Annotated in this window: 18 protein-coding genes; 7 read left to right on the forward strand and 11 right to left on the reverse strand. The window is 56.8% G+C overall.

Going from position 1 to position 18,590, the window contains the following annotated elements:
- Position 1: 1 nt before the first annotated feature.
- Positions 2-796 (reverse strand): secretin N-terminal domain-containing protein, encoded by a 795-nt coding sequence (locus K325_RS0113020; protein WP_051146647.1) that lies wholly within the window; start codon positions 794-796, stop codon positions 2-4.
- A gap of 365 nt (positions 797-1,161) precedes the next feature.
- Between K325_RS0113020 and K325_RS0113025 the strand changes: the two genes are divergently transcribed.
- On the forward strand, positions 1,162-2,214 hold the full coding sequence (locus K325_RS0113025) for a 3-deoxy-7-phosphoheptulonate synthase (protein ID WP_029654711.1): 1,053 nt from the start codon (positions 1,162-1,164) through the stop codon (positions 2,212-2,214).
- Here the strand turns inward: K325_RS0113025 and K325_RS0113030 are convergent.
- Positions 2,159-2,830 (reverse strand): LysE family translocator, encoded by a 672-nt coding sequence (locus tag K325_RS0113030; RefSeq protein ID WP_029654712.1) that lies wholly within the window; start codon positions 2,828-2,830, stop codon positions 2,159-2,161. The two genes, K325_RS0113025 and K325_RS0113030, sit on opposite strands and share 56 nt — an antisense overlap.
- A 171-nt stretch (positions 2,831-3,001) precedes the next feature.
- On the opposite strand from K325_RS0113030, the gene K325_RS0113035 reads away from it, so the two are divergent.
- A complete protein-coding gene (locus K325_RS0113035; RefSeq protein WP_029654713.1) occupies positions 3,002-4,441 on the forward strand; it encodes a dihydrolipoyl dehydrogenase in 1,440 nt (479 codons plus the stop codon).
- A 35-nt stretch (positions 4,442-4,476) separates the two neighbouring features.
- Here K325_RS0113035 and K325_RS18050 read toward each other — a convergent pair whose 3' ends face one another.
- A complete protein-coding gene (locus tag K325_RS18050) occupies positions 4,477-4,743 on the reverse strand; it encodes a DUF2061 domain-containing protein (protein WP_029654714.1) in 267 nt (88 codons plus the stop codon).
- A gap of 225 nt (positions 4,744-4,968) precedes the next feature.
- Here K325_RS18050 and K325_RS0113045 point away from each other — a divergent pair, with 225 nt between their 5' ends.
- The 4 genes from K325_RS0113045 to K325_RS0113060 all read left to right on the forward strand — a co-directional run bounded on the left by K325_RS0113045 (position 4,969) and on the right by K325_RS0113060 (position 9,149).
- A complete protein-coding gene (locus tag K325_RS0113045) occupies positions 4,969-5,442 on the forward strand; it encodes a Dps family protein (protein ID WP_029654715.1) in 474 nt (157 codons plus the stop codon).
- 156 nt (positions 5,443-5,598) lie between these two features.
- Complete coding sequence (locus K325_RS0113050) at positions 5,599-7,260, forward strand: choice-of-anchor I family protein (RefSeq protein WP_029654716.1); 1,662 nt, start codon at positions 5,599-5,601, stop codon at positions 7,258-7,260.
- A gap of 266 nt (positions 7,261-7,526) precedes the next feature.
- Complete coding sequence (locus tag K325_RS0113055) at positions 7,527-8,171, forward strand: YccT family protein (protein WP_228128452.1); 645 nt, start codon at positions 7,527-7,529, stop codon at positions 8,169-8,171.
- Between the two features lie 33 nt (positions 8,172-8,204).
- Positions 8,205-9,149 (forward strand): porin, encoded by a 945-nt coding sequence (locus K325_RS0113060; RefSeq protein WP_029654718.1) that lies wholly within the window; start codon positions 8,205-8,207, stop codon positions 9,147-9,149.
- Positions 9,150-9,233: 84 nt separating this feature from the next.
- Here K325_RS0113060 and K325_RS0113065 read toward each other — a convergent pair whose 3' ends face one another.
- The 7 genes from K325_RS0113065 to K325_RS0113095 all read right to left on the reverse strand — a co-directional run bounded on the left by K325_RS0113065 (position 9,234) and on the right by K325_RS0113095 (position 16,591).
- Entirely contained in the window at positions 9,234-10,358 is a 1,125-nt protein-coding gene (locus K325_RS0113065; RefSeq protein WP_029654719.1) for an NAD(P)/FAD-dependent oxidoreductase, read from the reverse strand.
- Positions 10,358-11,674, reverse strand: coding sequence for an SAM-dependent methyltransferase (locus K325_RS0113070; RefSeq protein ID WP_029654720.1), 1,317 nt, complete (start codon positions 11,672-11,674; stop codon positions 10,358-10,360). The genes K325_RS0113065 and K325_RS0113070 overlap by 1 nt, the downstream gene beginning before the upstream one ends.
- 184 nt (positions 11,675-11,858) lie before the next feature.
- Positions 11,859-13,154, reverse strand: coding sequence for a TRAP transporter large permease (locus K325_RS0113075; RefSeq protein ID WP_029654721.1), 1,296 nt, complete (start codon positions 13,152-13,154; stop codon positions 11,859-11,861).
- Positions 13,151-13,696, reverse strand: a complete 546-nt coding sequence (locus tag K325_RS0113080; RefSeq protein ID WP_029654722.1) for a TRAP transporter small permease subunit — start codon at positions 13,694-13,696, stop codon at positions 13,151-13,153. The genes K325_RS0113075 and K325_RS0113080 overlap by 4 nt, the downstream gene beginning before the upstream one ends.
- Before the next feature lie 104 nt (positions 13,697-13,800).
- Positions 13,801-14,877, reverse strand: coding sequence for a TRAP transporter substrate-binding protein (locus tag K325_RS0113085; protein ID WP_036193540.1), 1,077 nt, complete (start codon positions 14,875-14,877; stop codon positions 13,801-13,803).
- A 143-nt stretch (positions 14,878-15,020) separates the two neighbouring features.
- Positions 15,021-15,479, reverse strand: coding sequence for a hypothetical protein (locus K325_RS0113090; RefSeq protein WP_029654724.1), 459 nt, complete (start codon positions 15,477-15,479; stop codon positions 15,021-15,023).
- 50 nt (positions 15,480-15,529) lie between these two features.
- Complete coding sequence (locus tag K325_RS0113095; protein ID WP_029654725.1) at positions 15,530-16,591, reverse strand: acyltransferase family protein; 1,062 nt, start codon at positions 16,589-16,591, stop codon at positions 15,530-15,532.
- Positions 16,592-16,771: 180 nt separating this feature from the next.
- Here K325_RS0113095 and K325_RS0113100 point away from each other — a divergent pair, with 180 nt between their 5' ends.
- On the forward strand, positions 16,772-17,839 hold the full coding sequence (locus K325_RS0113100) for a beta-N-acetylglucosaminidase domain-containing protein (RefSeq protein ID WP_029654726.1): 1,068 nt from the start codon (positions 16,772-16,774) through the stop codon (positions 17,837-17,839).
- A gap of 4 nt (positions 17,840-17,843) precedes the next feature.
- Here the strand turns inward: K325_RS0113100 and K325_RS0113105 are convergent, their stop codons facing one another.
- On the reverse strand, positions 17,844-18,554 hold the full coding sequence (locus K325_RS0113105) for an SIMPL domain-containing protein (RefSeq protein ID WP_029654727.1): 711 nt from the start codon (positions 18,552-18,554) through the stop codon (positions 17,844-17,846).
- Positions 18,555-18,590: the final 36 nt, after the last annotated feature.

Genomic DNA, 18,590 nt, shown 5'->3' on the forward strand with positions numbered 1-18,590 from the left:
ATTAGTGCAATATGTCCACTTTCACATCGATCGTCTGGTTTTCTGAGTGGTTGCCATTCACCCGATAACTGATGCCCTGCTGCTCCTGACTCATTGTCGTGCGGGTTCCTCCCAGGCTGACCCACTCTCCAGGCGCGACGCGGCGAACGGTCATCAGAGCTTCGGTCTCATAGCCAGGGAGGGCGGCCGGATCTTCTTCAAACGACACAATGCTGAGTTCGACGGCCTGGTCGGAAATAGCCCGGGGGCTTACCACAAATCCGCTGCGGGTTTCGACCTGCTGCAGAATGGCGGCGGGATGTCGTCCACCCTGTATAGCGAACGGAAGTGTCCGCACGTTGCCAGAGGTGATGTGGGCTGACAACCCATCCTGGACAATCAACTGGCGCTCTTTGGCAGAGTTGGTGCTGATGGTGCGGTGCGTAGCACCAGCACTGGCAGAATTCCCCGAGAGACGAACCCCGCCCCCGGATTGTTTGCCCCCGATATCCTGCCGATAACGCACGCTGATGCGCATCTGAATGGGGGGGACGTCCATGGATTCCACCAGCATTCCGATTTCGTCCAGTAATGCCGCATCACCTCGCACCATCAGTTGCTGGCCCCTTGCGGTCACTGAGACCGGCGCTTGCTGGTAAAGCTCACGAACCTGAGTGGCGATGTCCTCGGCGGTCCGATTGTTCAGTTGGTAAACCCGGGCTTCGGGCTGAGCCCGGGCCGGGGTGGAAAGTACTAACAGAGTCAGGATCAGAGTGCTCAGTGATCGGAAATTCATGCGCTGCTGACGGGTTTGCATCAAGGCCTCCAGAGCCAGGATGAGCGATCCCGCTGAAAAATAATGCGATTGCGGGTTGCCATCGTGAAAACCGTGGGTATATAGTGAAAAGCATGAAGACCTTACACACAGCCTGTCAATTGAATGTTCTGAAAGCTTTCGGTGAAAAACTGAAGGCCGCAGGGTCTGCTGTGTATTTTTGGTGGTTTGGTTATGGCTTTTATTTTAGCCAGAGCCCGGGCCGCCCATAAGATCTTCATCGACCGAACACAACGAGGAAGGCAGCCCGGCAAGCAACCCAGGCTGCCACCGGACTCAAAAAAGCCCCGACTGGTAGCCCAGCCGGGGCTTTTTTGATTCTGACACAGGGAAACGGGAAAACAGACATGAACATGCCGCTGAAATCTGAAACACTGGATGCGCAACCCTCAAGCGCCTGCCAGCATCGCCAGGAAGCCAGGCTGCCTACGGCCGCCGAGTTGCGGCAGCAGTTTCCTGCCGATGAACGCCTGGTTCGGGCCATTGCCGGTTACCGTGATCAGATCCGGGCAGTATTGCATGGTCAGGATGACCGTACTCTGATCGTCATGGGGCCTTGTTCCATTCACGATGAACAGGCAGCCCTGGATTACGCGACTCGTCTGAAATCCCTGGCAGACGACGTCAGTGACCGTTTCCTCATTGTGATGCGCGCCTATCTGGAAAAGCCCCGGACAACCGTCGGTTGGAAGGGCATGTTGTACGACCCGGAGCGTACCGGGGATGGCAATCTTAAGCTTGGCCTGGAGCGCTCTCGCCGTCTCTTGCTGGCCCTGTCCGAACTTGGCCTGCCATTGGCAACGGAAGCCCTGAGTCCGTTCATGATGGATTACCTGGGCGACCTGGTAAGTTGGACGGCCATTGGTGCCCGCACCACGGAGTCCCAGATTCACCGGGAAATGGTCAGTGGCTTGCCAATGCCAACCGGCTTCAAAAACGGAACCGACGGGGGGATTGCTGTGGCCGCCAATGCCATGAAATCAGCGGCACATCCGCATCATCACATGGGGATTTCCCACGGCGGTGCCCCGGCAATGATTTCCACGGCGGGGAACCCGGATACCCATCTGGTGCTGCGCGGTGGCCGCGGTGTCACCAATTACGACGAGCTGAGTATCGCCAAGGCGATCGCCGATCTGGAAAAAGCCAGCGTATCAACCGCCGTGATGGTGGATTGCAGCCATGATAACGCCTGCAAGCAGGCGGAGCGGCAAGTGGTGATTGCCCAGGAGGTCATGGCGCAGAAGCGGAACGGCAACAGCAGCATCAAGGGGCTGATGCTGGAGAGCTTCCTGGAATTCGGCCGGCAGGACGACGGAGCCGATCTGATTTACGGGTGTTCCATTACCGATCCGTGCCTGGGCTGGGAGCAGACGGAGGCTCTGATCCGCTCACTGTAGACAGCAGGAGCTGTCCGGCCAGTAGTACCAGAATGCCCCCCATGGCCCGGTCGAGCCAATGTCCGAAGCGGTTAAATCCCCGGCGGACACGGGGGTGGGTAAAGAACACCGACACCAGAGCAAACCAGAGCCCGGTGGCCAGAGCCATGTAAAGGCCGTAAGCGGCCTGCAGGCCGACGGGTGTGTCGGGTTTGATCACCACTGAAAACAGCGAGACGAAAAACAGGGTCGCCTTGGGGTTCAGGGCATTGGTCAGAAATCCGAGCCTGAACGCCGCCCAGCCTGTTTGTGGCGAGCCACCGTTGGTCTGGACATGAAGGCCTCCGGCTCGCGCCCGAAGGCAATGCCAGGCAATGTACAGCAGATAGATTGCACCAATCACCTTTAGAATGGTGAAAAGCATGACCGATTGCTGGATGATCAGGCCGATACCCAGCAATGAATAACCAACGTGCAGAAGAATACCGATGCCGATGCCGGCGGCCGTCAGCAGGGCATTGCGCTGCGACTGGGTGAGGGCTTGTCGCAGCACCACCGCAAAGTCCGGCCCGGGGCTGGCGACTGCCAGCAAATGAACCAGGGCAACGGTCAGAAATTCCAGCCAGTAGTTCTGCACACGACATCTCCGAATGATGGATACCTGTACTCAGTTTGGGAAGACGGTGATGGTTGTTTTTGCCGTCGGTTCTCCACCCATGGAAACTGAGCTTTCTATACTTTACCGAAAGGCTCCGTTACTTTGATAGCCCGAAGCGCCTGAAATTTCAGACAGTCTCAAGGAGGCAGGATGGACAAGCGAAAGGTGGATGTTGCGGTCATCGGAGCGGGCACTGCCGGGATGGTCGCCTACCAGCGTGCTCGTAAAGCGACCGATCGGATTGTGTTGATTGAGGGGAAACAATACGGCACCACCTGTGCCAGAGTGGGCTGCATGCCCAGCAAGCTGCTGATTGCCGCTGCGGAAGTCGCGCATCAGGTTCGGGGGGCTGACGGTTTTGGTGTGTTGCCCGGGGAGGTTCGGGTCGACGGCACGCGCGTTATGGCCCGGGTTCGAAAAGAGCGGGATCGTTTTGTGGCCCCCGTTGTGCGTTCCATGGAATCGCTACCAGAGGCGCACCGGTTGCTGGGGCATGCGCGATTTGTAGATAGCCACCGGCTGGTGGTGGGCGATCATACGGAGGTAACCGCCGACCGTATCATTATTGCCACCGGCTCACGCCCCAACATCCCCGGAATCCTCAAGGAAGCGAAAGACCGCCTGGTGGTGAATGATGACGTGTTTGAGTGGACCGATCTGCCGTCGTCGGTCGCGGTTTTTGGCCCCGGTGTGATTGGGGCAGAGTTAGGGCAGGCTCTGGCGCGGCTCGGTGTCCGGGTGCGCCTGTTCGGCGTTAGTGGTGGCCTCGCTGGCATTCAGGATGAAAAAGTCCGGGATTGTGCATTGAGAACCTTCTCCGAGGAGTTTGCTGTCAGCGCGAAAGCAGAAACCCGCCGTATTGAACGAGCCAGGGACGGGGTGCGTATCACGTGGGCAGAAGGAGGCATGGAGTATCTGGATACGTTTGACTACCTGCTGGCAGCTACCGGCCGGCGACCGAATATCGATCACCTCGACATTCAGAATGCGGGCCTGGAGCTGGATGACCGGGGGATGCCGTTGTTTGATCCTTACACGCTGCGATGCGGTGAAAGCCATATTTTTATGGCCGGAGATGTGAACAATGATAGGCCTTTGCTCCACGAAGCGGCGGATGAAGGCCGGATTGCCGGTGATAATGCGGCCTCCTGGCCGGACGTCCGGGCCGGACAGCGGAAAACACCGCTGGCGGTTGTGTTTACAGACCCCCAGATTGCTGCGGTCGGCCTGAATATCCATCAGGTGGAAGAACGATGCCACACCTGCTTTGCGGTTGGTGAAGTATCTTTCGAGGATCAGGGCCGAAGCAAGGTGATCGGGAAGAACCGTGGGTTGCTCCGGGTATATGGTGAGCACGGCAGCGGCCTGTTCCTGGGGGCTCAGATGTTTGGCCCCGCCGCAGAGCATGTGGCCCACTTGCTGGCTTGGTGTGTCCAGAAACGAATGACGGTGGGGGAAATGCTGGAGATGCCCTTCTATCACCCGGTCATTGAGGAAGGCGTGCGAACCGCCTTAAAAGACCTGAGCAACAAGCTTCGGATGGGGCAGAAGCCCGGCGAGGGCTGTATGGATTGTGGCCCGGGGGTATAAGGCGTGTCCCCCGGAAGTTGACGGGGGACAACGTGTTAGAGCGCTTTGTGACGGAAATCCATGGCGTTGGTGGTTGCATTCTGCTGATGCCGTGCCCATATCTTTTCATGGAAGAAGTAAGCAACGGTGTTGATAGCGGGCTCGACCATCGCAATCAGGCTGCCAATCAGCAAGTCCCCGGTCAGCAGGTAAGCAACACTGAAGGCGACCGTAAAGTGGGTAATGGCGAAGGTGATGGTTTTGAGAAACGACGAATCACCGTTCGAACTGTGGTGATGAACAAACAGTTTCAGCGCACTCATGAGGGTAGCTCCATTTCAATCAGATATGCCTTTATTAAAGATTAAACGAGAATTGTTTTCAAATAGAGGGTGTCGTGTTTTATGATAGGGTATAGCTATGGATATTCCGTTTCCGACATGAGTTTCTGCTATTAGAGAGATTGAATAACTTCACTTCCGTCTCGATGCGGAACTGGCATACAGTGATGGAAAGGTAAAGCCCGAAAACGAATCAGGAGGTTCATAATGGGTAAGAACTTTATTGGTCTCGATACAGATAAAACCCAGAAGCTGGCAGAGGTCCTGAACGAACTGCTGTCCAGTTATCAGATTTTTTACATGAATGTGCGTGGCTACCACTGGAACATCAAAGGTGAGAACTTCTTTGAGTTGCACGCCAAGTTCGAAGAGTTGTATGACGATCTCCTGCTTAAGGTGGACGAGGTGGCTGAGCGGATCCTGACTCTGGGGCACCGCCCGGCCCATGCCTACAGTACGTACATTGAGAAGTCTGAAGTGCCCGAGCGCAAAGACGTGTCTGATGGCAAGGAAGCGGTTGGTAACATCGTTGAAAGTTTCGGCAAATTGATTGCCAAACAGCGCGAGCTGCTCAGCCTGGCCGGTGAGGCAGACGATGAGGGTACGGTCGCCTTGATGAGCGACTACATCTCTCAGCAGGAAAAAACGGTCTGGATGTATCGCAGTTATCTTGGCCAGTGACCCCGGCCAGATCCTGAGACCAGACGTGGCGGCTCCCTGAGCCGCCATTTTTGTTTCGGCGTCTTTAACTTGTCTTTTTTCTGACCCGCTTCTGTCATCTGTTTGCCATAACTTGAGTCGGCATTCACGCAACGTCGACACTTGCCCGAGGTAAACATGATTTCCCAACGTGCGCTCCTGACCACCGCCATTCTCACCGCCATGAGTGGCCTTACTGCTTGTGCAACCGGGGCCGACGCTCTGGTTGCGGATGGCGACGCTGATCTTGTCGAAATGAAGGTTTTGGGCCGTTATGCGCCCGAGGGTGATGTGTTCGATGAGAGCGCGGCGGAAATTGTTGCGCATGATGCGGTTAATCAGCGTTTGTTCGTGGTGAATGCCAATGCCGCCACGGTGGACGTGCTGGATATCCGCAACCCGGAGGCGCCCATACTGGTTGCTACCCTGGATGCCAGCGAGGAAGGTGCAACGGCGAACAGCGTTGCGGTATACGGCGAGTGGGTGGCGGTTGCCATTGAAGCGGAGGTCAGACAGGACAACGGCAAGGTGGTGTTCTATCGCGCTTCGGACTTGTCCAGGGCCGGGGCCGTTACAGTGGGAGCGCTTCCGGACATGGTAACGTTTACCCGTGACGGCAAGAAAGTACTGGTGGCCAACGAAGGTGAGCCGAGTGACGATTATTCCAGAGATCCGGAAGGTTCGGTCAGTGTGATCAGCCTGGCTAACGGCATTGACGGAGCCACGGTAATGACCGCTGATTTTCGTGACTACAATGGGCAGGAAGAGGTTCTGCGTGCGTCAGGAATCCGGATTTTCGGGCCAGGAGCATCCGCAGCACAGGATTTTGAGCCCGAGTACATAGCGGTGTCTTTGGACAATTCCAGGGCCTGGATTACCCTGCAGGAGAACAATGCTGTCGCGGTGCTGGATATCGACAACGCCCGGATTCTGGATGTGCTTCCGCTGGGTTTCAAGGACCACCGGCTGCCAGGAAACGAGCTGGATGCCAGTAACAAGGATGGTGGAATCCATCTCCGTAACTGGCCGGTGAAAGGCATGTACCTGCCAGATGCCATCGCAAGCTACGAATACAGTGGCAAGACCTACTACGTGACCGCGAATGAAGGGGATTCCCGGGATTACGACGGTTTCAGTGAAGAGTTCCGGGTGAAGGATCTGCAGCTGAGTGACGCGTTCGGTACCGAAGCTGAACGCAGAGAACTGCAGGCCAACGCCAATCTTGGTCGTCTGAAGGTCACCTCAACTCTGGGCGTGTCAAACGACTGCAACCCGAGCAATCCGGCGACGAACATTGAGGAGGCGTGTGTCTTTGGAGAACTGTACAGCTACGGAGCCCGGTCCTTCTCAATCTGGAACGATCAGGGGCAGCAGGTGTTCGACTCTGGCAACGATTTTGAGCGGATAACCGCTCGGTTGATTCCGGATGGATTCAACGCCAACAACGATGAAAATGGTGCGGATAACCGGTCTGACGACAAAGGGCCGGAGCCAGAAGCGATCACCGTTGGAGAAATTAAAGGCCAGCAGTATGCGTTCATTGGTCTGGAGCGTGTTGGTGGCATCATGGTGTACAACGTGACGAACCCTCAGCACCCCCGGTTTGTGCAGTACCTGAATCATCGGGATTTTAGTGCCGGACAAGCGGACGTTGAGTCTGGAAAAGCCGGTGATTTGGGCCCGGAAGGTATGGCGTTCATCCGGGCCGAAGAGAGCCCGAATGGCCAGCCTATCCTGGTCGTGGGAAACGAAGTCAGCGGCACCACCACCCTTTATCGTGTTGACGTTATGGAAAGGTGATCAGCGTCCTTCTGATGGACCGGAAAACCGCACCTATGGTGCGGTTTTTCATTTCAGGTATTAAAAAATTCCATTCATACTTTTCTGTAATAGCTCTGTCATACTCCCCCTCCATAGTGGCCTCTCAATTGAGTTAACGCCTTTGCCGGGCTTGCCCGGCATTTTTAACACCCTGGCGTTCAATAGATTGGGTGAAACCTGTTTTTAACATTCAGTGGTTAGCCTGCTCGCAGAATTTGCTGGTGACCACTTATTGGATTTAGAGCGTGACGAGATTTACCCGCATAACCAGTTTGATGATTGCTTTGATGCCTTTGCCGGCCCTGGCAGAGGTGCAGCTCACCCTCGGCCCCTGCGTTAACGTGCAGGCGGTACTCGGAAGCGAGCAGACCGCGTCTTCTGGCCAGAGTCTGACTCTGGCTGACGGCACCCGCCAGTTGGTGCTGGAGTGCACGACGGAAATGAAACGGGAAGAAACGCTGGAGACCAGCGACGCCTTTGTTATCCGGTTTACCGCAGAAAACGCTGACCTGGTTCTGAGTGCCCCCGACATTCGGACCCGGCGTGAGATGGATGCCTTTAACGAACAGGGCAACTGGCAGTTGAAAGATCGCGAGGGCCAGTCAGTGGCGTTCACGGTCGATGTTCTTGAGAAAGAGGGTTTTCAGCTGGTGCGAGATTATTCGCGGGAGCTGGCGGCCTATAACCGTTCAGGCGCCGCAGCGGCGGTGGTTGCTTTCCCGGCGACTGCCAGCTCGGAGCTGAGAACCAACCAGGACGGGTTGTTGCTGGATTCGCAAGTCGATCCGGATCAGGAAATGGTCAGCAGGATGCTGCGCTACTGGTATCTGAAAGCTGACGAACAAACTCGAAAAGAGTGGGACAGCTGGGTTGATTCCAGCAACCGATAAACACCAAACCAAACTGAAAGTGGAGTTCCAAAAATGAAGAAGCTTCTTCTGGCTGTTGCTGTGTCTACTATGGCCGCAGGTTCTGTAAACGCTGCGACTGTATACGAGAAAGACGGATTTACCTACAAGCTTAACGGTGACTTTCAGGTTCAGTTCCGTCAGGCAACTGGCTTTGATGAGCGCGCCGAGGTCGAGTACGACGATCTGGAGCTGAAAAACTACGTTGCTTACGATCTGGGTAACGACCTGACCGCTTTTGGTCGTTTGGACGTTGGTTACAAGAAAGCCGCTGAAGGTAAGCAAGACGCCAGCAACCTGGAAGAGGCTTTTGTTGGTCTGAAGTACGGTGTGACCTCTTTCTCCTTCGGTAAGCAGAACTTTGCGGGTGATGAGTTCGGTATCGAAGAAGCCTACGAAATTGAAACCATCGACGAAGACCGCTTTGACGGTGTTGAGACTGCCGGTGACGACACGATCCGTGTTGATATCGAGCTGGAGAACGTTTACATCGCAGCTTCCCACGAAATGGACGCTTCTGACGAAGACGGCGAATACTACGATGTGTTTGTTGCCACTGAAGTGGTAGGTCTGGAGCTGGCTGCGGCTTATCAGCAGTCCCGCGCAGCGGGTGCGGCTGAGTCGGCTGACACCTGGGGTATCAGTGCTTCCTACGACTTCGGCTTCATGAACCTGGCCGCCGATTACAGCTCAACGGATGACGACGACGTTGAAACCACTCAGTACAACGTTGCCGCTGTCTTTGCCGTTGCACCGACCACAGACGTTGCTCTGGGTATGGGCAACAAAGATGAAGACGATCAGGACGATATCACTGAGTGGTACGCCAACGTAACTTACAAGTTCCCGGAAGCGAAGAACGTGAGCGTATTCGCTGAGATTGCTCAGAGCGACATTGAAGACGACTCTGGTGACGACGCCGACATGGGCTTCCTGGCCGGTATGCGCGTTAAGTTCTAAGCAGCGTCTATGCTGAACTGAACCGACTGCAAGGTTGGTTCAGGAAACACAAAAGCCGGGCAAACTTGCCCGGCTTTTGTGTATTTACACAGCTCTGTCCAGCGGCGGCACCTCCTGGTGCAGAAACCATTTTTCGGTAATTACCTTTCGGGTGAACCAATGTGAGCGCATCAGAGTGCTGGCGATAGGTAGCCTGAGCCACTCTGGTATCTCCCGTCCTTGCTCCTGATCATTGGCGCGAGTGCCGAAGCGGGCGGCGATGCGCTCACCGTAGCGCTGGAGCGCCAGGGCCGAGTAATCCGGTGCGCTCTGGATAACCTCTGCCGCGAGGAGCGCGGACTCTATGGCCGGGCGGATGCCTTCCCCGCTCTGGGTGTAGGCCAGACCGGCTGCATCACCAATTAACAGAACCCCCTCGTCTACCAGTGGGCGATTGGCGTGGCCATACAACAGGTAGGCGTGGCCCTTGAAGCGCTTTGGCAGATCGGACGGAATGCGGCCAGCCAGTGTCATGTCTTCGACAAATGCCTGCAGGTGATCTGACAGGCGGTGATTGTCTTCCCGGCCCAACCCGATGTTCAGGAAACGGCCTTTGCGAAACACCCAGGCATAGCCTTTGAGATCCTGGCAGAACCAGAGTTCCGGCGTATCACCCCGGGCAGCACAGGCCTGCGCTTGTGCCGGAGTCATCCGGAACTCGACTTCCTTGGCCGAAACCACGGTTTCGTGCTTCCCCGGGCCGTCTCCGAGTAACCGGGCAACGGGGCAGAAATGGCCGCCCGCGCCGACAAGCAGGGGCGTTTGCCATTGGCCATTGAGTTCCCAGTTGCCATAGCGGTGTTCAATGGACCGGACCTGCGTTGCCAGCTGTTTTTCGCAATTCACCTGGTCGAGCAGATAGTGATCAAATTCGCAGCGACGAATGCCATAGCTGACGACATGCCCGTGATCGTTCTCAACCGCCGGCTGGCCCATCATGCCGATTCTGAATCGCCGGATAGGCTGGAGCGTACGGCCTTTTTCGTATTCCGCGGGATTGATGCCCAGGCTCTCCATCACCGCGGGCGTGACCCAGCCTGCGCAGGTTTTATCCCTGGGGAAAGCCTGTTTATCGAGAATCAGAACCCGTTTTCCGGAGCGATGCAGGGCTCTGGCCAGGGTTGAACCGGCAGGCCCGGCCCCGACGATAATGAGATCGTAGTACTCCATCAGATACCCTCTGGCGTCGCCGGGAAGGTATAAAGGTCCTGGCGGCTTTGAGGTAACTGATTGTTGTCTCCATGGGTAAACACCACCTGAAACAGTTGCAGTGAGCCAGTCCGGAAGGCCGCAATGGAGCCGGCAAGATACAGCCGCCAGGCCCGGGTGAAGTGTTCGTCGTACAGGTCGGTGATCTGGCTCTGACTTGCCGTGAAATTATCCAGCCAGTGGGTCAGCGTCTGGGCATAGTGCAACCTCAGGTTTTCGACATCCAGCACCGAAAAGTCTCCGTACTCACAGATCTGAAGAAATTCACTGATGCTTGGGGGATAGGCGCCCGGAAAAATCCGTTTTTCAATCCAGGCATTCATGAGCATGGGCCGGTTTCGGCCAATACTGTGCAGCAAGGCAAGGCCTCCGGGTTTCAGGCAGTTTGAGATAAGAGCGGACAGAGCGGGGTAATGGTCTTTGCCCACATGTTCGAGCATACCGACAGAGACAAAGGCATCGAATTGGCCCCGAATGTTGCGGTAGTCGTCTTCCACATAGGTGACCAGATGCTCCAGCCCCTGCCGCTCGGCTTCGGCCCGTGCATAGCGCACCTGTTCCCGGGAAATGTTGTAGGCGTGCACGGTAACACCGTAGTTGCGGGCCATATAGCGGGCCAGTCCGCCCCAGCCGCAGCCGGCTTCTGCCACGGTCATTCCGGGTTTTAGCCGGAGTTTCCGGCAAACGTGTTCAAGCTTGGCGAGCTGGGCTTGCTCCAGCGTGTTGTCGGCCTGCTCGTAATAGGCGCAGGTATATTGCATTTCGGCCTGGTCGAGCCATAACCGATAGAAGTCGTTGCCCAGATCGTAATGATGGTGAATGTTCTCTTTGGCTTCGGAAATGCCGGTTGGTCTCGGGTTGTGATTGCGCCACAGAGCATCAAGCCAGCGCGGCCATTTCTGGCGGGCTGAATGAATGGCCCGGTACAGGCTTTCCATCAGTTCCGGTAAATCACCGTCGATTTCCAGACGGCCTGCGGCATAGAGGTCACCGAAGGCCAGGTTCGGGTTGGCAACCAGTGAATAGAGCGCTTTGGGGTCTGTCAGGTACAGCGTGAAGCGGGGCTCAACGCTGTCTGGCTCAATCACATCACCATTCCAGAGCTGAAAGCGGATCGGAGGCGATCCCGCCATGCGCATCAGCTTGTTAATCAGCCAGCGCTCGTAACTGTGAGGCTCTCGGTCAGGAGAGCGGTGCTCCAGGGGCAGGCGAAGGATGTTGGCCTGAAGTTGCTCCTTATCCGGAAGTGGCGGTTTGGGGGCGCTACTCTGTGCCATGGAATGCTCTCTCCCGTAATTCGTGGTGTCCGTGCAGAATCCCGAAAGCTGAACTGAGAGTCGCGTCTTGTGACTCAGTATAGAAAATGATCAGCGTTTGTCAGGTTGCCGGGAGAGAAGGGGGTGAGGTTGAGAAGGCGGCACGGGCGATAGCCCGTGCCGCCTGTCGGTCAGTGATGATCGGTCAGTAGGTTGCGCTCATACCAAACCATTCCGGGAAGATGACAATCAGGGCCAGCACCAGAATCTGGATCAGGATGAAAGGCAAGATGCCCTTATAGATATCAGTGGTCCGTACATCGGGTGGTGCCACGCCTTTAAGGTAGAACAGTGAGAACCCGAAGGGTGGGGTGAGAAAACTGGTTTGCAGGTTCATGGCAATCAGAATCGCAAACCAGAGCATGTTGATGCCCATGGCCTCGGCTACCGGAGCGAGGATCGGCACAATGATGAAGGAAATCTCAACAAAATCGATGAAAAAGCCCAGTATCAGGATGACCAGCATGGCCAGGATGATGAACCCCCATTGCTCGCCGGGCAGCATCATCAGCCATTCTTCCAGAAGATAGTCGCCCCCGGTGTAGCTGAAGACCATGGAGAAGGCCGTGGCGCCAATCAGAATGGCAAAGACCATGGCGGTGACACTCACGGTATCTTTGGCGGCACCCCAGACCATCTTGAAGGAAAACTGACGGTAAATCAGCGCCAGGACGACAGCGCCGACGCCACCCAGGGCAGAAGATTCGGTGGGGGTGGCAATACCGGTGAAGATGGAACCAAGCACCACCACAATCAGGGCCAGCGGAGGGATGATTGCCAGCAGGGCATCCCGGATTTCCTTGCCCCGGCTGATGGAATCGTCGGCAGGCATGGCCGGGGCGGTTTCGGGTTTGAACCGGGTCAGGATCAGAATGTAGAGAATGTACAGCCCGATCAGGACCACGCCCGGCATAACGGCGGCCTTGAACAGGTCGCCGACCGGCAGGCCAAGAACGTCCCCCAGAATGATCAGGATGATGGACGGCGGTACGATCTGCCCCAGCGTGCCGGAAGCACAGATGGTGCCGGTGGCGAGACGCTTGTCGTATTTATGGGCGAGCATGACCGGCAGGGAAATCAGCCCCATCGCCACCACGCTGGCACCGACAACGCCTGTGGAAGCCGCCAGCAGAGCGCCAACCAGAATCGTTGAGATGGCCAGGCCTCCAGGCAGCCCGCCAAACAGGCGGCCCATGGAGGTCAGCAGTTGTTCTGCCAGCCGGGTCCGTTGCAGAACCACGCCCATGAAAATGAACAGGGGAACGGCCATCAAGACGGTGTTTTGCATCACGCTCATAATCCGGAACGGCATGAATGCAAACAGGTCCATTCCTTCGGCATAGATGCCGAAAAACAGGGCGACACCGCCAAAGGTGAAGGCCACCGGAAAGCCGAACATCAGCATGACCAGAGCCACGCCGAACATAGTCATGCCGATCATGCCAGGCCTCCTGCGCTGTGTTCGCCTTCGTATTGCCTGTCTCCGGCCAGCACGCGGATGGCATAGGTCACCATGTTGAGGCCGGCTGTTCCCATAAAGAACGCGCTGACCGGGATCACGGATTTGATCACCCAACGATGTGGCAGCCCGCCGGGGTCACCACTGCCTTCGCCCATCTGGTAGGCGTCTACGGCATAACTGTAGCCGTAGTTGGCGATCAGGTAGGCGAAGGGGATAACAAACAGAATGGCGCCAATCAGGTTGGTCCAGGCTTTACGCTTCTGGCTCCAGTTGGTGTAGAACACATCTACCCGCACGTGACCATCGGTGCGCAGCGCGTAGGGTATACCGAGCAGAAACACCACCGAATAAAGGTGCCACTCCATTTCCTGCAGGGCGATGGATACATCATTGAAGGCGTAGCGGGCAACTACGTCATAGAACACGTTAGCGGCCATCAGGATCATGGCCAGGCAGGCGATCCAGCCACAAAGTCTGGAGAGCCAGGCAAGGCCCTCGTCGAGTCGGATAATCCAGCGCATGGAACGTCATCCTCCGCGTCGCGGCATGTCTTGAAGGTGAAAATGAAAAAACCGGGATCACTGAGAAGAGCGATCCCGGTCTGCTTTCTGCATGACGGTTGAGTTTACTCGACTTCGGCCATGGTGTTGAGGTAAGCACGCTCTGAGATATCGGAATAGGCCCGGCTCTGTTCCAGATAGTTCTGCTGTGAGTCGATGATTTTTGCCGCCATTTCACTCTCCGACGCGGCTTCTTTCAGCAGCTTTTTGTTGGCCTCATACATGGCCTGGAAGATATCGTCTGGGAAACGTTTGATCTGGACGTTCGGGTATTCCTGCTTGATGTTGGCCCAGGCTTCCGCATTGGCGTGCTGGGAATGCACCAGCATGTCATAAGAGGCGGTGCGCATTGCCACCCGCATGATTTCCTGAAGGTCGGCCGGGAGCCGGTCCCAGACTCGCTTGTTGATCAGGAACTGCAGCTCGGTAGCCGGCTCGTGCCAGCCGGTGTAGTAGTAGTCGGCAATCTGTTGGAAGCCAAGGCGCAAATCCAGTGCCGGACCAACCCATTCCACCGCATCGATGGTGTTACGCTCAAGCGCGGTATACAGCTCGCCCGGGGCTATGTTGGTCGGGTTAACGCCGACTTCGGCGAAGACCTCGCCGGCGAAGCCGGGAATACGCATTTTCAGGCCTTTCAGGTCATCCAGTGATTTGATTTCTTTACGAAACCAACCGCCCATCTGAACGCCGGTGTTGCCCCCGGGGAAAGAGAGCATGTTGTGAGGCCCGTACACTTCCTGCATCAGTTCCATGCCGCCGCCATGGTAAAACCAGGCGTACTGTTCCATGGCATTCATACCGAATGGCATGCTGGTGAAGAACAGGGTTTCCGGGACTTTGCCTTTCCAGTAGTAGGAGGCGGAGTGCCCCATGTCATACTGGCCTGCTTTGACCATGTCGAAGACACCCAGTGGTGCCTTGTGTTTGTTGGCCGAGTCGATGCGGACGGTCAGCCGGCCATCAGACATCTTATTGACGGTTTCCGCAAAGCGTTTGGTGGTGTCACCGAAGATGGGGAAGTTTGGCCCCCAGGTCTCCGCCAGGCGGAGCGTGAACTTGTCTTGGGCGAGTGCCTGTGCTGCGGCAAAGGTGGTTGCCACGGCGAGTACCGCCGCTGAAAGAACAGAACGGATCTTCATTGCTCTTCTGACCTCTTGTAGTTGTTGTAGTAGTAGAGTCAGGCCCCTTGTGGGGGCCTTGGCTAGGAAGTGTAGTTCAGGTTATCAACTATTGCGGGGCCGCTGCAGCAAAAAAATGCGGGTTTTACGACATAGGTCTAAGGTCAGAGATCGTTCATTCGGCCTATCTGGCTGGCCATCCGCATCGCCTCGTGTTGCTCCAGAGATCGGAGATCTACCAGCAGGGATTTGGCTTCCGGAATCTCGGCTTTGCCGATCAAAGCGTCATACAGCGCCATCACCTGATCGTGAAAACTGAAAATGTCCCGGGCAATGCTGTCGAAGTCCAGTGTGTTGTAGCGGTTGTCGCAGGCGCTGTTCCTCTCGATGGGTTTGTGGACGCCGTAGTCGTATAGGCGGGTCTGCATGACGTTCTTGTCTGCCTGTTTCTCATACTCTGCTACGGCTCGTTCCAGAAGGGATTCGTGGGTACTGATGTAGTCCAGAAGGGCACTGGCACGCTCACTCTGGTTTTTCTGTGCCGATGCCTGCAGGCATCGGGCGAGATGGGCATGGAGTTGACGGGTCCAGTCGATCAGATCTGCGAAGGTTTTGATGTCCATCGGCGACCTCTCATTGGATAGGGCAGTTACGGGGTGTGTGAGTGTTCAGTTTAGTCAATATTTTCGGCCTGTCGGGACGCTGCCCGCGGAACTTCGGCTGAGCTTTCAGAGCGCTTCCGCCATTGCCGGAAGGCTCTCAGGGCCGGCTTCTCAACACCATAGTGCAGGGCTGAAGCGAGACCTATAGCAACGGCCAGAGCCATCAAGACACCGGCCATGCCTGGCAGTCCGGCCTTGTAGGCCAGGTCAATCACGCCGTAGCCAATGTTCTGGTGTACCAGATAAAGCGTGTAAGAAATGCTGCCCAGCCAGAGCAGGCCAGGCCGGGCAAGGGCATTCAGGTGGCCGGCAACCGCCAGCACAAAAACGCCATAGCAGCCCAGGACAAACAGGTTGTAAGGGGCCTTGTAGGCAATCAGGCAATGGCCGACGGTCAAGGCCAGTAAGGCCATGTCAGACACCTGTGGGCGGCCGTGATGATGCCAGCGGTAGATCAGCATACCGCTGATGAAAAGGGGGGCGTAGCGGGTAAACAGGAGATCCTTGAGCAGAAATCCGAGCCCGTCCGGCAGGGTTTTTGACCAGATCACGGCGGCGTAGCTCAGCAGTGCCCAGCCCCAGAGTGCGGGCCGCATGCGCTGCCAGTTTCCAAGACCGTAGAACAGCAACGCGATCCACAGGTAGAACGTTGCTTCAATGACCAGGCTCCAGTAAGCGCCGTCCACATGAGGGTGCCCCAGGTACTCATGCAGCAGGGTGACATTAAGCAGTGCCGTACCCAGACTCACCATACGGTCATCTGGCCCGAGAATCTGGACCGTCATCCAGGTGAGGGCGATCCCCGCCCAAAGCGCAGGTAACAGCCGAAAGGCCCGGGCCAGCCCAAACCAGCCGGCAGTGCGGGTTCGTTCCAGTGTCATGAAGATCACGAAGCCGCTCAGGATAAAGAACAGGTGAACGCCGTAGCGCCCAAAGCTGAGAAAAGATGGGCTGTCGAAACTGTGGCCGTAGAGTTTGTCGTAGTAGGGTAAGTAATGGAACAGCACCACGCTCAGGGCGGCGATGCCCCGCAGTGCATCCAGGGCTTGTAGTCGGGTTTGACCACCAGACATGAAGGGTGCGCTCCGTGAACCGATGTGTGACAGACGAGCATCCATTCTAGGCGGGTTTTGTGATCAGCGGCTACGATTTAACCATACCATTTACTTGCCGGTAGCTGACGGTCCCGTCATGAAGAGAGCGGTTCCGTTGTATGATGCGAGGCTGAATGACAGAGAAGGAGCGACAGGGCAATGACGGTAGCGTTGGGTATTATCGAGGGATTCTATGGCCCGCTTTGGAGCTGGGAAGAGCGCCGGCAACTGGTGGCGTCTCTGGTTCCCCATGGTTATGGCTTCTATCTCTATGCCCCGAAGGCGGACCCCTATCTTCGTCGTCGCTGGCAGGAACCCTACCCACCGGAGCAGGCTGAGGCGCTGACCAGCTTTGCCGGATTCTGCCGGCGGGAAGGTGTGCGTTTTGGCGTTGGCTTAAGCCCATTCGAGATCTTCAACCAGTTCGATGAACCTGCCCGTGAAGCGCTGGCCCGAAAACTGAAGGCTCTGGACCGACTGGGTATTCAGGAGTTGGCGATTCTGTTTGATGACATGCACCCGCAGACGCCGGATCTGGCCCAGACGCAAGTCAACATCATTCAGTGGGTGCAGAACAATACCCGCGCCGAACAGATCAGTGTCTGCCCAACGTACTATTCGGACGATCCGGTGCTCGACCGGGTGTTCGGGCCGCGCCCGGCAGACTATCTGGAAACTCTGGGCGCCGGGCTCGACCGAAGTGTCCGGGTGTTCTGGACAGGGGAAGAGGTCTGCTCACGGGAGATCTCTCCTGGCCACCTCAAGCGGGTAAGTCAGAGGCTGGGGCGCAAACCCCTGCTGTGGGATAACTACCCGGTGAATGACGGTGACCGGATGTCCCGGCATTTACACCTTCGGGGGGTAACGGGGCGGCCTGCAGGCAATGCGGCCTATCTTGCCGGCCATGCGATCAACCCGGCTCTGCAGCCGGTTCTGACAACCATCCCGGCTATTACGCTGGCGGAATCTTATCGCCAGGGGCCGGACTATCAATACGGGCAGGCCTTTTTGCACGCTGCCAGAGAGGTGCTTGGGGCGGAGTTTGCTGCTCAGGTGCACAGCGATCTTCTGACGCTGCAGGACGCCGGGCTGGCCCGTATCAGCGACGAGAAAAAGCAGGCGCTGATCCATACGTACGATGCCTACGATCACCCGGCCGCCCACGAAATTCTGCGCTGGCTGGCCGGGGAATATCAGGTCACCGATGAGATGGTGGCCACTCAGTAGCCCGTTACTTCAGATAGTAGTCAAACGTGGATACAACCCTGACGGTTTTCACCGGCTGTTGCTGCTCGGAGACACCTGGAGCCTGATCCCGGGCCAGAATCTGGAACACGCCCTGATTGGCCCGGCGCAGACCACCAAGTTCAGCCTCGGCATCCCGGGCGAACTGCTGGGCGGATTCTCTGGCGGCTGCCGTAGCTTCGGCAATCATGGCGGGTTTGATCTCGTTTAACCCGCTGAACAGGTAGGTCGGGCCGCTGGGGCCATAATCCGACGACAGCACCACGCCTGAATCCACCAGCTCGCTCACGTTCTGGGCTGCCTGGCGAATACGGTCAATGTCGGTGCTTCGAATCATCAGACTCTGGTTGATGATGTATTGCTGCTCGTTGTTGTTGCCGGAGTATGGGTTGGCGCGTGTATCGGTGACATCCAGCCGCTGCAGCTCCACCGATGATTCGTCAATCGCCTGCAGTTTGAGAAACGCCATGATGGCTTCCCGGCTGTTCCGGGCCTTGTTCTGGGCTTCATCCAGTGAGGCTCCGGTGGCCACAAATCGCAGAGGCCAGAGGGCGAGGTCGGCCTGTACTTCCCGTTCAGCCACGCCTTTTACGGTGACATAACGGTCGGCGGTGCGCAGCCCCGTCAGTCCATCACTGAGCAGTGAGGCGGCGACGATGGCGCACAAGCCGATGATCAGGGCAGATACAACTTTCATGCATGACTCCTTGTGGTGCGGGACAGCGTCCTGGTA

This window comes from Marinobacter daepoensis DSM 16072, assembly GCF_000421165.1.
Taxonomy (GTDB): domain Bacteria; phylum Pseudomonadota; class Gammaproteobacteria; order Pseudomonadales; family Oleiphilaceae; genus Marinobacter; species Marinobacter daepoensis.